General features: G+C 43.1%; 13 protein-coding genes and 1 tRNA gene. 8 read left to right on the top strand and 6 right to left on the bottom strand.

Annotated features, from left to right (window positions below; genetic code table 11):
• Positions 1-16 precede the first annotated feature (16 nt).
• Positions 17-88 (bottom strand) — tRNA-Arg (locus tag DXC10_RS00995).
• A gap of 167 nt (positions 89-255) precedes the next feature.
• On the opposite strand from DXC10_RS00995, the gene DXC10_RS01005 reads away from it, so the two are divergent.
• Together DXC10_RS01005 and DXC10_RS01010 are read left to right on the top strand one after the other, a co-directional pair.
• Positions 256-2103: a 2-oxoacid:acceptor oxidoreductase subunit alpha gene (locus tag DXC10_RS01005; protein ID WP_117737190.1), complete on the top strand. Its 1848-nt coding sequence runs from the start codon at positions 256-258 to the stop codon at positions 2101-2103.
• A gap of 13 nt (positions 2104-2116) precedes the next feature.
• The gene (locus DXC10_RS01010) at positions 2117-3121 is read left to right on the top strand and encodes a 2-oxoacid:ferredoxin oxidoreductase subunit beta (RefSeq protein WP_117737191.1); all 1005 of its coding nucleotides are present in this window, start codon (positions 2117-2119) and stop codon (positions 3119-3121) included.
• A gap of 486 nt (positions 3122-3607) precedes the next feature.
• On the opposite strand, the gene upp is transcribed toward DXC10_RS01010, so the two are convergent.
• Positions 3608-4267: a uracil phosphoribosyltransferase gene (gene upp / locus DXC10_RS01015; RefSeq protein WP_117737192.1), complete on the bottom strand. Its 660-nt coding sequence runs from the start codon at positions 4265-4267 to the stop codon at positions 3608-3610.
• A gap of 308 nt (positions 4268-4575) precedes the next feature.
• Between upp and pckA the strand changes: the two genes are divergently transcribed.
• On the top strand, positions 4576-6183 hold the full coding sequence (pckA, locus tag DXC10_RS01020; RefSeq protein ID WP_101541888.1) for a phosphoenolpyruvate carboxykinase (ATP): 1608 nt from the start codon (positions 4576-4578) through the stop codon (positions 6181-6183).
• 97 nt (positions 6184-6280) lie between these two features.
• Entirely contained in the window at positions 6281-6928 is a 648-nt protein-coding gene (locus DXC10_RS01025) for a nitroreductase (RefSeq protein WP_101541889.1), read from the top strand.
• Between the two features lie 89 nt (positions 6929-7017).
• On the opposite strand, the gene typA is transcribed toward DXC10_RS01025, so the two are convergent.
• Positions 7018-8817 carry a translational GTPase TypA gene (gene typA / locus DXC10_RS01030; protein WP_101541890.1) on the bottom strand — a complete coding sequence of 600 codons (1800 nt, stop codon included), beginning with the start codon at positions 8815-8817 and terminating at the stop codon, positions 7018-7020.
• 156 nt (positions 8818-8973) lie between these two features.
• On the opposite strand from typA, the gene rpsO reads away from it, so the two are divergent.
• From rpsO to DXC10_RS01050, 4 genes are all read left to right on the top strand, one after another.
• Complete coding sequence (gene rpsO / locus DXC10_RS01035; protein WP_101541891.1) at positions 8974-9243, top strand: 30S ribosomal protein S15; 270 nt, start codon at positions 8974-8976, stop codon at positions 9241-9243.
• 230 nt (positions 9244-9473) lie between these two features.
• On the top strand, positions 9474-9962 hold the full coding sequence (locus DXC10_RS01040; RefSeq protein ID WP_101541892.1) for a DUF4251 domain-containing protein: 489 nt from the start codon (positions 9474-9476) through the stop codon (positions 9960-9962).
• A gap of 133 nt (positions 9963-10095) precedes the next feature.
• Positions 10096-10671 carry a helix-turn-helix domain-containing protein gene (locus DXC10_RS01045; RefSeq protein WP_101541893.1) on the top strand — a complete coding sequence of 192 codons (576 nt, stop codon included), beginning with the start codon at positions 10096-10098 and terminating at the stop codon, positions 10669-10671.
• Positions 10672-10763: 92 nt separating this feature from the next.
• On the top strand, positions 10764-12413 hold the full coding sequence (locus tag DXC10_RS01050) for an AMP-binding protein (RefSeq protein ID WP_117737193.1): 1650 nt from the start codon (positions 10764-10766) through the stop codon (positions 12411-12413).
• A gap of 81 nt (positions 12414-12494) precedes the next feature.
• On the opposite strand, the gene DXC10_RS01055 is transcribed toward DXC10_RS01050, so the two are convergent.
• The 3 genes from DXC10_RS01055 to DXC10_RS01065 all read right to left on the bottom strand — a co-directional run bounded on the left by DXC10_RS01055 (position 12495) and on the right by DXC10_RS01065 (position 15026).
• The gene (locus DXC10_RS01055) at positions 12495-13667 is read right to left on the bottom strand and encodes an ATP-binding protein (protein WP_101541895.1); all 1173 of its coding nucleotides are present in this window, start codon (positions 13665-13667) and stop codon (positions 12495-12497) included.
• Between the two features lie 155 nt (positions 13668-13822).
• Positions 13823-14305 (bottom strand): S-ribosylhomocysteine lyase, encoded by a 483-nt coding sequence (locus DXC10_RS01060; protein ID WP_101541896.1) that lies wholly within the window; start codon positions 14303-14305, stop codon positions 13823-13825.
• Positions 14306-14315: 10 nt separating this feature from the next.
• A complete protein-coding gene (locus DXC10_RS01065; protein ID WP_101541897.1) occupies positions 14316-15026 on the bottom strand; it encodes a 5'-methylthioadenosine/adenosylhomocysteine nucleosidase in 711 nt (236 codons plus the stop codon).
• Positions 15027-15133 lie beyond the last annotated feature (107 nt).

Consider the following 15133-nt stretch of genomic DNA (forward strand, 5'->3'; position numbering starts at 1 on the left):
GGAGAAGTATAGAGAGTAGTCTCGCCGGGAATCGAACCCGGATCTAAAGTTTAGGAAACTTCTATTCTATCCGTTGAACTACAAGACCTTTTGCATAGTTTCTGCATATAGCAGTAGAATGCGGGTACAAAGATAATGTATTCTGCTGATTTTCCGAAAAAAGTTTTGTTAATCCGATTAACTTTACGAAATTTGTCGACTGTGTAAAAACAATTGTAAGTCCTAAAAATTAATCAAAATACTAATTCGTAAGTTATGGCAAACGACATGATGGTTAAAGAACTGGAGCAAGTGGTAGTCCGCTTCTCCGGAGACTCCGGTGATGGTATGCAGCTCGCCGGCAACATCTTTTCAACAGTTTCGGCTACGGTAGGAAATGACATCAGTACATTTCCCGATTATCCGGCAGACATCCGTGCCCCGCAAGGTTCACTTACCGGTGTATCCGGTTTTCAGGTACATATCGGTGCAGATAAAGTCTATACTCCGGGTGATAAATGCGACGTATTGGTAGCAATGAATGCCGCCGCACTGAAAACACAATATAAGTTTGCTAAATCTACCGCATGTATCATCATTGATACGGACGCTTTCCAAAAAACAGATTTGGAAAAGGCAAATTTCAAGACCGATAATCCCATCGAAGAAATGGCTATCAAACAGGATGTTATTGCCGCTCCTATCTCCAAGATGGTGAAAGATTGTCTTGCAGATACTGGAATGGACAACAAATCCATGTTGAAATGCCGTAATATGTTTGCAGTAGGTCTGGTTTGCTGGCTGTTTAATCGCGACCTGAAAATTGCCGAAGATTTTATCCGCGAGAAATTCGCCAAGAAGCCCGAAATTGCCGAAGCCAATATCAAAGTTATTCATGCAGGATATGACTACGGACACAACACCCATGCTTCTGTAGCCAATACTTATAAGATTGAAAGCAAAACAGCCGTTCCAGGCCGTTACATGGACATCACAGGTAACAAGGCAACCGCCTATGGCTTCATCGCCGCCGCCGAAAAAGCGGGTTTGAAACTGTTCCTCGGCTCCTACCCCATCACTCCGGCAACCGACGTACTGCACGAGCTTTCCAAACATAAATCACTGGGTGTAATGACCGTACAGTGCGAAGATGAGATTTCCGGTTGTGCCACCTCTATCGGTGCCGCTTTCGCGGGCGCATTGGCAGTGACTTCCACTTCCGGTCCAGGTGTTTGCTTGAAATCAGAAGCAATGAATCTTGCTGTAATCACCGAACTCCCGCTTGTGGTACTCGATGTACAACGTGGCGGTCCTTCTACCGGTCTACCCACCAAATCGGAACAAACCGACTTGTTGCAGGCCTTGTTCGGGCGGAACGGTGAAAGTCCAATGCCCGTTATCGCCGCATCTTCACCCACCGGATGTTTTGATGCAGCTTTCATGGCAAGTAAGATAGCCTTGGAGCACATGACTCCGGTTGTATTATTGACCGACGGCTTCGTAGCCAACGGTTCCGGTTCATGGAAATTACCGAAATTATCAGATTATCCCGCCATCAATCCGCCATACGTTACTGCAGAAATGAAGGATAACTATACTCCGTATAAACGTAACCCGGAAACAGGTGTCCGCTATTGGGCTATTCCGGGGCAAGAAGGTTATATGCACATTCTTGGTGGTCTTGAAAAAGACAGTAATACCGGCGCCATCTCTACCGATCCCGATAACCACGACCTGATGTGCCACCTGCGTGCTGAGAAAGTTGCCAAAATCCCCGTACCCGATGTAGAGGTACAAGGTTGCATAGACGATGCCGACCTCTTGATTGTTGGTTTTGGCGGTACCTACGGCCACTTGTACTCAGCAATGGAAGAAATGATCAAGACCGGCAAGAAAGTTGCCCTCGCACACTTCACCTACCTCAATCCGCTGCCTAAGAATACAGAAGCCGTATTGAAGAAATATAAGAAAGTGGTAGTTGCCGAACAGAACCTCGGACAATTTGCCGGTTATCTGCGTATGAAAATAGATAACTTCACACCGTACCAATTCAACGAGGTCAAAGGACAACCGTTTGTAGTGGCCGAATTGGTAGCAGCTTTCAATGAAATAACTGATAAATAAAAAAAGAAACATCATGTGCGAATATACAGCAAAAGATTTCAAGAAAGGACAACCTCGTTGGTGTCCGGGTTGCGGTGACCACTTTTTTCTGGCTTCACTGCACAAAGCAATGGCAGAGATTGGTATAGCTCCTTGGGAAACAGCCGTTATCTCCGGTATCGGTTGTTCCAGCCGTTTGCCTTATTACATGAATACATATGCGATGCAGACCATCCACGGACGTGCCGCTGCCATTTCTACGGGCGCAAAAGTTGCCAACCCTAATCTGACGGTATGGCAAATCTCCGGTGACGGCGACGGGTTAGCCATCGGAGGCAACCACTTTATCCATGCCGTACGTCGTAACATCGACCTAAACATGATTTTGTTAAACAACCGCATTTATGGTTTGACGAAGGGACAATACTCTCCTACTTCTCCCCGTGGATTTGTCAGCAAATCATCTCCTTACGGTACAGTAGAAGATCCGTTCCATCCGGCAGAACTCTGTTTCGGCGCACGCGGCCGTTTCTTTGCCCGCGCAGTAGCTACAGATGCAACCGGTACGGTAGAAATTTTGAAAGCGGCCTACAATCACAAAGGTGCTTCTGTGTGCGAAATTCTGCAAAACTGCGTTATCTTCAATAACGGAACTCATGATTCTGTCGCCAAGAAGGAAGATCGTGCCAAGAACGCCATTTACCTGGAACATGGCAAACCGATGCTCTTTGGCGAAAACAACGAATATGGCCTGATGCAGGAAGGTTTCGGACTGAAGGTGGTGAAACTCGGCGAAAACGGCATTACAGAAAAAGACATCCTCATCCACGATGCCCACTGTATGGATAACACCCTGCAGCTGAAACTTGCTTTGATGGAGGGGCCCGATTTCCCGATCGCCCTCGGTGTAATCCGTGATGTGGAAGCTCCGACCTATAACGATGCCGTTCACGAGCAAATCGAAGAAGTAGCTTCCAAGAAAAAGTATCACAACTTTGAAGAGTTATTGATGACTAATGATACTTGGGAAGTGAAATAAATAGATCTCTCTCACACAATCAGCCCCTCCATCATGCTACAACAAGTAAAGACGGAGGGGCTTGTTGTTTCCCTTAACAAAAACGGCAGTTTCCTTTAAGAGGGAACGACAGTTTCCCCTAATGGAAACGACGGTTTCCCCTAATGGGAACGACAGTTTCCCCTAATGGGAACGACAGTCTCCCCTAATGGGAACGACAGTCTCCCCTAATAGGAACGACAGTCTCTTTCAATGAGAGGGGACATCCAAACCCATTGTCGATAGTAAAGGAACTTGTAGGTGATACAGACTTCAACAAAGCAGAAGTTCTTGAAAATACGTTATATCGGATAAATATCAAATAAAGAATAATTCTTGAAAGACTTGGCAACGTCTTCCCGATATTATATTTTGTAAAGTCAATTTACAGATACTTCAGTCTCAAATGACTGTAAACGGAGGGGCGTTATCCCTCCGTTTTTGTTTTACCTTCTCCACATATCGTTTTTACATCTTATCCCCGTATGCCAAATCCCCCGCATCTCCCAAACCGGGGACGATATAAGAACGTTCGTTCAACTCGGGATCGATGGCTGCGCACCACAACGTTACGCCATCACCGGGAAAGAGCCTCTGCAGATGGTCTACTCCTTGCTGACTGGCTATAACGCAAGCAATCTGCAATTTGGCTGGTACACCCTTCGTAAGAAAAGCCTTCCAGGCAAGTTCCATACTCTCACCCGTAGCAAGCATGGGGTCTACCAATAACAAAGTCTTTCCCGACAAATCGGGAGTAGCAATGTATTCTATATGCACATCCACCGTGCGGCATTCTTTATCCTTATAATAGCGGTAAGCAGAAACAAAGGCATTGCCGGCACGGTCGAACATGTTCAAAAATCCTGTGTGCAAGGGTAGTCCGGCACGGAAAACCGTAGCTATCACCACATCGTCATCAGGAGTACTGACAGAAGCTATCCCCAACGGAGTTTGTACCTGCTTGGCAGAATACTTCAGTTCCTTACTCATTTCATACGCCATAATTTCCCCGATACGTTCTATGTTCCGGCGAAAACGCATACGATCATCCTGTACTTCCACATCCCGAATTTCCGCAACGTATTGATTTAAAACAGAGTTTGTCTCGGCAAAGTTAATTATCTTCATAATATATAATGTGTTAATGTGCAAAGTATAGCGACTGCAAAGTAAACGATTTTCACCCAATTTGCAACGTTCAGTTTGCAGATATTGTTACGGTTTTATAAAAGATTTCTTATTAAAGAAAAATTTCTCTAATCGGATGTTTCTTTCCAAAGAAAGTATTACTTTTGTAGTCGAAAAACAAGGGACCTACTACAAAGTAAACAAAAAGAGAGCTTTTTGAGTACTGATTTCATCCCCTTGGCAATAGGTAAAAAGAGATTAATAAGAGAGATTATAAACCAAATACCAATTTTAAAATCTTAAAAAAAATGGCAAATTTAGATTTAAGCAAGTACGGTATCAAAGACGTGAAGGAAATTATCCACAACCCGTCTTATGATGTATTGTTCGCTGAAGAGACCAAACCGGGTCTGGAAGGCTTCGAAAAAGGTCAAGTAACTGAACTGGGTGCTGTGAACGTAATGACCGGTATCTATACCGGACGTTCTCCTAAAGATAAATTCTTTGTAATGAACGAAGCCAGCAAGGATTCTGTATGGTGGACTTCCGAAGAATACAAAAACGACAACAAACCTTGCTCTGAAGAAGCTTGGGCTGACCTGAAGGCAAAAGCTGTTAAGCAGTTGAGCGGCAAGCGCCTGTTCGTTGTTGATACTTTCTGTGGCGCTAACGAAGCTACCCGTATGAAAGTACGTTTCATCATGGAAGTAGCTTGGCAGGCTCACTTCGTAACTAACATGTTCATCCGCCCGACCGCCGAAGAACTTGCCAACTACGGAGAACCTGATTTCGTATCATTCAACGCCTCTAAAGCAAAAGTTGACAACTACAAGGAACTGGGTCTGAATTCTGAAACGGCTACTGTATTCAACTTGAAGACTAACGAACAAGTTATCCTGAATACTTGGTATGGTGGTGAAATGAAGAAGGGTATGTTCTCTATCATGAACTACAAGAACCCGTTGCGTGGCATCGCCTCTATGCACTGTTCTGCCAACACCAATATGGAAGGTACCGACTCTGCTATCTTCTTCGGTCTGTCCGGTACAGGTAAGACCACTTTGTCTACCGACCCGAAACGTCTGTTGATCGGTGACGATGAACACGGATGGGATGATGAAGGCGTATTCAACTACGAAGGTGGTTGCTATGCAAAAGTTATCAACCTTGACAAAGACAGCGAACCTGATATCTACAATGCGATCAAACGTGACGCCCTGTTGGAGAACGTAACTGTTGACGCTAACGGCAAGATTGACTTCACCGATAAGAGCGTAACCGAAAATACTCGTGTTTCTTATCCTATCTACCATATCAATAACATCGTTAAGCCCGTATCTAAAGGTCCTCACGCTCATCAGGTAATCTTCCTGTCTGCCGATGCCTTTGGTGTATTGCCTCCGGTATCTATCCTGAACCCGGAACAGGCTCAGTACTACTTCTTGTCTGGTTTCACCGCTAAGTTGGCCGGTACAGAGCGTGGTATCACTGAACCGACTCCTACATTCTCCGCTTGTTTCGGTGCTGCTTTCTTGAGCTTGCATCCTACTAAATATGCAGAAGAACTGGTTAAGAAGATGAACAAGGTTGGTGCCAAAGCATATTTGGTGAACACAGGCTGGAACGGTAGCGGCAAGCGTATCTCCATCAAAGATACCCGTGGTATCATCGATGCTATCCTTGACGGTTCTATCGACAAGGCTCCGACGAAGGTTATCCCGTATTTCGACTTTGTAGTTCCTACTGCATTGCCTAACGTTGATCCGAAAATCCTTGATCCTCGTGACACTTACGAATGCGCTTGCAAGTGGGAAGAAAAAGCCAAAGATTTGGCCGGACGTTTCATTAAGAACTTCTCTAAGTTCACTGGTAACGAAGCAGGTAAGGCTTTGGTTGCTGCTGGTCCGAAACTCTAATAGAAGTAGATTACATATTTTTAAGGCGGCTTCCGTTTACGGGAGCCGCTTTTTTATTAGATTTGCGGAAAGTAAATACCTCAATATAGTACAATTTATGAAGAGTTTAAAGTTTATGTTACTAGGCGCAAGCCTGTTGTTGTGCTTCGGATGTAACACACAAGCACAGAAAGAGAGCGAAGTCACCACCTCCGAGAACAGTAAAGAAAACGCAGTAATTGAAACGATTATGTCACGCCGCAGTGTCCGCAAATATAAACCGCAAGCGGTAAACCGGGATACGATGCAGGTTATTCTGGAATGTGGCATCAATGCTCCCAACGGACAAAACAAGCAGTCGTGGGAAATTCGCGTAGTAGACAACCCTGAATTTATCAACGGAGTGACCGAAGTCTTCAAGAAAGAAAATCCGAATGCCACCAAAGACCCGAATTTCAAGAACATGTTCAGAAATGCCTCTACAGTGGTGTTTATAGCCAATGATACATCTTATGACATGTCACAAATTGATTGCGGATTATTGGGTGAGAATATGATTCTCTCCGCTTGGTCTATGGGTATCGGTACTTGTTGCCTGGGAGGGCCCGCACGTTTCCTGACCACCTCACCGGCTGCAGCTGAATATCTGAAGAAACTTGATATACCGGAAGGTTATCAACTATTATACTGTATTGCATTTGGTTACCCCGATGAAACTCCCGCCGCCAAACCGAGAAATGCCGCAAAAATCAAATTCATAGACTAAAGTCTTCTATCAAAGACATACAAAAAGAGTGCTCCAAATACAGTTAAAACCCATGTAGAGCACTCTTTTGTATATAACAACTAAGTTTATCAGTTCTTGTTGGCACGCTTACGCTCCAGTTCATCCAGAATAACCTTGCGCATACGCATGGACTTCGGCGTCACCTCTACATATTCATCCTCTTTGATATATTCCAACGCTTCCTCAAGCGAGAATTGTACCGGGGGAATTAAACGAGCTTTTTCATCAGAACCGGAAGCACGCATATTAGTAAGCTTCTTGGACTTCGTTACGTTTATCACGAGGTCGTTATCATGGGAGTGTTCACCTACAACCTGCCCCGCATATACTTCATCCTGTGGGAAGATAAAGAATTTACCACGATCTTGCAATTTATCGATGGCATATGCAAAAGCGGTACCCGACTCCATCGCAATCATGGAACCATTGGTACGCCGTTCAATCTCACCCTTATAAGGTTGGTATTCCTTAAAACGATGTGCCATGATAGCCTCACCGGCAGAAGCGGTCAACACATTGGTACGCAAACCAATGATACCACGCGACGGCATATCGAATTCAAGATTTACACGCTCGCCTGAGGTCTCCATCTTCACCATTTCACCTTTGCGGCGTGTCACCATATCAATCATCTTGCTGGCATATTCCTCAGGAACATTGATTGTCAATTCTTCAATAGGCTCATTCTTTACACCATCAATTTCCTTGAAGATAACTTGCGGTTGTCCTACCTGCAATTCGTATCCTTCACGACGCATCGTCTCAATCAATACCGACAAGTGGAGCACACCACGACCGGAAACGATCCATTTTCCATCTTCCTCACTCTTGCGGACACGCAAAGCAAGATTTTTATCCAACTCTTTCATCAGACGATCGTGAATGTGGCGGGAAGTCACAAACTTACCCTCTTTACCGAAGAAGGGAGAGTCGTTGATGGTGAAAAGCATACTCATGGTAGGCTCATCAATAGCGATAGGCGGCAATGCTTCGGGATTTTCGAAATCACAAATCGTATCACCGATTTCAAAGCCTTCGATACCAACCAATGCACAAATATCACCGGAAGAAACCTCTTGCACTTTCACACGACCCATACCTTCGAAGGTATGCAACTCTTTGATTTTTGATTTCACAATACTTCCATCACGCTTAACCAGAGAAACATTCATACCCTCTTTCAACGTTCCACGATGCACACGTCCCACGGCAATACGCCCCGTGTAAGAAGAGTAGTCTAAAGAAGTCACCAACATTTGTGGTGTACCTTCCAATTGTTCGGGAGCCGGGATATTCTCTAAAATACAATCCAGCAAAGTGTAAATATTGTCGGTCGGTTTCTGCCAATCAGTACTCATCCAGTTATTTTTAGCCGAACCGTACACAACCGGAAAGTCCAATTGTTCTTCTGTAGCTTCCAAACTGAACATCAAGTCAAACACCATTTCATATACCTCTTCGGGACGGCAATTAGGCTTATCCACCTTATTTACTACAACGATAGGTTTCAAACCGATTTGCAGAGCTTTCTGCAATACAAAACGTGTCTGCGGCATGGGACCTTCAAAAGCATCCACAAGCAAGATACATCCATCTGCCATATTCAGCACACGCTCTACTTCACCTCCGAAATCGCTGTGACCCGGAGTATCAATAATATTAATCTTGGTGTCTTTATAATTGATGGAAACGTTCTTTGAAAGAATCGTTATTCCTCGTTCACGTTCCAAATCATTATTATCCAGCATTAATTCACCTGTACTCTGGTTGTTACGGAACAGATTTCCAGCCAGAAGCATCTTGTCTACAAGAGTCGTTTTCCCATGGTCAACATGGGCAATAATTGCAATGTTTCTAATATTTTGCATATAATACCTATTATTTGGCTGCAAAGGTACTAATTTTGCATTAGATATATAGTATAGGACAGAAAAAAATGCTGAATATCATTGTCATATAAAAGATAATGTCTATCTTTGCACGCTCGAAAGAGACAATTAATATCAACTTTTTAATTAAACATTATGTATTTAGACGCTGCTAAAAAGCAAGAAATCTTCGGCAAATACGGAAAGTCTAACTCTGATACTGGCTCAGCTGAGGCCCAGATAGCTTTGTTTTCATACCGTATTGCTCATCTGACTGAGCACATGAAGCTCAACAGAAAAGATTATAGTACTGAAAGAGCTTTGACAATGTTGGTAGGTAAACGTCGCGCTTTGCTGACTTACCTGAAAGACCGTGATATCAACAGATATCGTGCTATTGTTAAAGAACTTGGCTTGCGTAAGTAATCTACTTGCGGCAAAACCATTAAAAAGGGAAATATTCTTTTGAATATTTCCCTTTTTTGTTCCCGTTTATCAATTTTTCTCTTCCCAATCACGCAACAATAAACGTGAAGTCTCCATGTATATCATTGGTACATTTATAAATATATCCTATTTCAATGCAAAAATAATAAATCCGTCCACAACCGAGAAACATAATTTTCTATCTTTGTAGAAACCTAACCGATATAGTTATGAAGACAAGTAAACTTATTCTATTATTGTTTATCGGTGTGCTTGCCATACAACCGGTCAAAGCCCAAAACCGAAGTGAAAGAAAAGCATTCATTGAACGCGAAGTGAAAGAGGCAGTGAACTCCAAACAGTACAAAATCAACGTAAATCACATGTTACCCATGAAAGGCAGAAGCCGTTCCTTGACCTCCAATTATTCCGTAGAAGTAAGAAACGACTCTGTATTTTCTTACCTGCCTTATTTTGGAGAAGCTTACAACATCCCTTACGGTGGAGGTAAAGGATTAATCTTCAATGCCCCTATCAGCCAATATCAAACCAAACATCTCAAAAAAGGGAAAGTACAAATAAACTTTAAAGTCAATAATGAAGAAGACAAATACGGATATAACCTTACCATTTATCCCAACGGTTCTACCAGCATCCACATTCAGCCTACGAACCGGCAAGCCATTTCGTTCATGGGAGAGATGGATGTCGAAGAATAAAAAAACAAATAGAGATTAAGTAAGGATATATCAAACTTTTCCCCACAGATTGTTGCATCAAGTGAAAGTTTATCTTATTTTTGCGGTTCAACAACTATAAATTGAAACTTTTCAGGCTTGAAACACTAACATTATGGATACAAGTAAAATCGTAGGAGAAAAAATCAAGTCACTCCGTGAAAGCCAATCCATCAGTATGGAAGAACTGGCACAGCGTTCAGGGCTAGCCATTGAACAGATTGAACGTATAGAAAACAATATCGACCTTCCGTCGTTGGCGCCACTTATCAAAATAGCCCGTGTACTTGGTGTGCGTCTCGGAACCTTCCTGGACGACCAGGATGAAAACGGTCCTGTGGTATGTCGCAGGTCGGAAGCCAAAGACAGTATCAGTTTCTCTAATAATGCTATCCATTCTCGTAAACACATGGAATATCATTCTCTTTCCAAGTCGAAAGCCGATCGTCATATGGAACCGTTCATCATTGATGTAGCTCCTACAGACGATAGTGACTTTGTACTTTCTTCCCACGAAGGTGAAGAATTTATCATGGTTATGGAAGGAACAATGGAAATCAGCTACGGCAAAAATTCTTACCTACTCGAAGAAGGGGACAGTATCTATTACGACTCCATCGTACCCCATCATGTACATGCCTACGAGGGACAAGCAGCCAAAATATTAGCAGTAATCTATACACCAATTTAAGTGTGAGTATAAGGTATAAACTACGATATACAACAATGTAATACTTTATGCCTTATACTTCATATCTTGTACTTTATATCTTATCATAAAGCATCATGTTATACGAAAGAACGCTCGGACAATGGTTAGAGCATTGGGCAACAACTACACCTGACAAAGAATACATTGTTTACTCCGATCGCAACTTACGTTTCACTTGGAACCAGTTCAACCGACGGGTAGACGACATGGCAAAAGGACTTATCGCTATCGGAGTGGAACGCGGAACGCATGTCGGCATTTGGGCGACGAATGTACCGGATTGGCTGACTCTTTTATATGCATGCGCCAAGATAGGCGCTGTATATGTCACGGTAAATACCAATTATAAACAAGCCGAACTGGAATATCTGTGCGAAAATTCGGATATGCACACTCTCTGCATCGTGAACGGTGAAAAAGACAGTGATTTTGTACAGATGACTTATACCATGTTACCGGAGCTGAAAACCTGCGAGCGCGGACACTTGAAAAGTGAACGTTTCCCCTATATGAAAAATGTGATCTATGTGGGACAGGAGAAACATCGTGGAATGTACAATACTTCTGAAATTCTGCTTTTGGGGAACAATGTAGAAGACAACCGTTTGACCGAACTTAAAAACCAGGTCGATTGCCACGACGTAGTAAATATGCAATATACCTCCGGCACTACCGGTTTTCCCAAAGGCGTAATGCTTACTCACTACAATATTACCAACAACGGGTTTCTGACGGGTGAGCACATGAAATTCACCGCCGACGACAAACTTTGTTGCTGTGTACCTTTATTTCACTGTTTCGGTGTAGTACTTGCCACGATGAATTGCCTTACACACGGTTGTACACAAGTCATGGTAGAGCGCTTCGATCCGCTGGTAGTTCTCGCCTCTATTCATAAGGAACGTTGTACCGCCCTCTATGGTGTACCCACTATGTTCATTGCCGAGCTCAATCATCCAATGTTCGATTTATTCGATATGTCTTGTTTGCGTACGGGTATCATGGCAGGTTCTCTCTGTCCGGTTGAGTTAATGAAGCAAGTGGAAGAGAAAATGTATATGAAAGTAACCAGTGTTTACGGACTCACCGAAGCAGCTCCGGGCATGACTGCTACTCGTATTGACGACTCGTTTGATGTACGCTGCAATACTGTAGGTCGTGACTTTGAATACACCGAAGTAAAAGTGATTGATCCGGAAACCGGTGAAGAATGTCCGGTTGGTGTACAAGGCGAGATGTGTAATCGTGGATACAACACCATGAAAGGTTATTATAAAAATCCGCAAGCCACTGCCGAAGTCATCGATAAAAATAATTTCCTACATTCCGGCGATTTAGGCGTGAAAGACGAAGACGGCAACTACCGTATCACAGGACGTATCAAAGATATGATTATCCGTGGTGGTGAGAATATCTATCCACGTGAAATTGAAGAATTCCTCTATCAACTGGAAGGTGTGAAAGATGTACAGGTTGCAGGTATCCCCTCTAAGAAATACGGTGAAGCCGTGGGAGCTTTCATCATTCTGCACGATGGAGTAAATATGCACGAATCGGACGTACGCGATTTTTGTATTGGCAGGATATCACGTTACAAAATTCCCAAATATATTTTCTTCATTAAAGAGTTCCCCATGACAGGTAGCGGTAAGATACAAAAATTCAAACTGAAAGATTTAGGATTACAACTCTGCAAGGAACAAGGGATAGAAATCATTTAATTAATGAATAATTGATAATGGAAAATGAACAATGACTATACGATGTTATGTGCAGTTTGTTTATCCATTATCAATTATTCATTAGCCAATCGGTAACGTAAAATAGAATGTAGTTCCGCAACCCTCTCCAGAACGTACCCATATACGCCCTCCCATACGCTCCACCAACATACGGCAAAGTGTCAGCCCCAAACCTGTTCCTTGAGCAAAATTATTCAGTTTACCAAAACGCTCAAAGATGGTTGCAACACGACGAGCCGGAATACCCATACCTGAATCCCTGACATAAAACTGTACCGCATTGCCCTTACGCTGAAAACCAAAATGTACTTCACCGGAAGAAGTAAATTTTACTGCATTACTCAACAGGTTACTTAATATCTGCGCGATATGCCCTCTGTCACCCAGGATAGTCAATTCCGTATCCACTTCATCGAGTTTCAACAATACCCCTTTGGATACTTTATCCCGGAAGGTATCATATTCCTTCAAACATATCAAATAAAGATTTATTTTCTCTTTAGTAAACACAACAGAACCTGCTTCCAATGAAGAAAGATCCAAAATATCATTAAACAAAGTCAGAAGCAATTCAGAATTACGCTCTATTATCTCACAATATTCTTTCTTTTCACTCTCATGTTCGGGTCCTATCACCAGTCGGGAGAAACCGACGATCGCATTCAGGGGAGTACGAATTTCATGGCTCATATTAGCAAAGAATGCAGATTTCAGACGGTCGGCTTCCTCCGCTTTGGTACGGGCATCAATCAATGCCGTCTCTGTTTCGACAAGTTCTGTCACATCGCGGCACATACAAAGCAAATACTTATCGCCCAACGGACAAACCCGGTTTTCGTAGTGGCGCATCTTTCCATGAAACATCAACGAATGACGTGCCGTATGCGTTTCTCCGGTACGAATTACCTCATCCATATTAGCACGGATCCGATGATACGCCTCAGCCGGTACCACATCCTTCAGGTTGGAGTGCAACAACTCTTCATTAGAAACACCTTCCACATGATTGGTGTGAGGAGCAGATACTAATTCGATAAAATTAGCATCATAGTCAGAAACAGTAATCATATCAGGAAAAGTATCGAGAATATCCCGATAATATTCCTCACGAAAACGACCGGGAATAGAATAGGAGCAAGAAGACTCAGAAACAGATTGGGTATTCAACCGTTCTTCCAATTGCCGGATAACCTCGAGCAGTTCTTCTTTGGTTTTCTTATTGTAATCAACCATTTAAGGTGTTTATTGAGTATTAGTGGCAATTGCCAACAACAAATATACAACAAACATTTATATTCATCAACTTAAACTCGCAACTTTTATCCTCCAAAGACAAGAGTTTTAACTACCGCCCTTCATTTACCGCTTTCAAAGTACCGTACCTCATCTTATTTCTCCGGATAACGCATATTCTCTTCCCGTATCTGCTCCAATATCTCATGCAGATATTTGGCGGATTCCCATTTAGCCATCGGCAAATCGTGAAGCAAATAATTTCCACAGTCCTGCGGAGCAGCACCAGGTATTTCACCCTCATATCCGGCAATAAAACGGAAAGTATCCTGCATCAGAGATACGATGTCTTGCGGTTGCAAATCACCTTTCATCAATAGATAATTACCGGTAAGACATCCCATAGGTCCCCAATAAATAATCTTATCCTGCCATTGTGGTTCGTTACGCAAATAAGTGGCAGCCAGATGTTCTATAGTATGCAGGGCACCCTGTCCTAAAGCCGGTTCACGGTTGGGCTCTTTCATACGAATATCAAAAGTTGTAACAACTTCTCCGTTCACTTCATCTTTGCGGGATACATAAATGCCACGCAACAAACGGATGTGATCAATAGTAAAACTGGGAATCTTCTTCATGATTTATAATTTATAATTGTAACTTATCAGGCAGCGTAGAAAGGAAAGCCCAAGTGGTAAGGAACGAACGTTCTGCCATAGTCTCCCAGAAACCGGTATATTGCGCCGAATGGTCTTCTATCCCCGGCGTGTCACTAATGATGCGGAAACTAAGGAAAGGTGTGTTATACAGATAACAAACCTGCGCAATGGCCGTGGATTCCATATCGACTGCAATCCCATCAGGGAAACGACGTTTAATAGCATCCAGCCCTACACGGTTGGTAATAAATTGATCACCAGTACAAATCAACCCGCTATGGATACGGCTGCCTTGCTCGACGCTGTTTAGCGATAAAGCATGTTTCAGCAGGAAAGCACAGCCCTCATATACGGCAGGCATTTCTGCCATCTGTCCATATTCATAATCTTCACCACACCACACATCATGGTACACCAGACGTTCACTTACAACCACATCCGCTACATCCAGACAGGTATCAATACCACCCGCCACACCGGTACTGACCACACAATCGGGCGTGAAACGGCGTATCAGTTCCGTGGCTCCTACTGCAGCATTCACCTTACCGATACCACATTGTGTAAGTATCACACGGTTGCTGCCAAGCATTCCGTCCACATAATGCAAATTGCCATAAGCCGACTCTTCTTTCTTCTGTAAACGCTCCACCAACTGGCGGTGCTCGCTATCCATTGCACTGATAACACCTACTGTCATATTCTTCTCAATATATATTTGCAAGGCAAAGGTACAATATTTCCATAAGATAAGCCATATACTGACATCAAAAAGAGACGAGCTTATTTTGCATTACTTCCAGTTTA

This window comes from Bacteroides sp. OM08-11 (assembly GCF_003438665.1).
In the GTDB taxonomy this organism is placed as follows: Bacteria; Bacteroidota; Bacteroidia; order Bacteroidales; family Bacteroidaceae; genus Bacteroides; species Bacteroides cutis.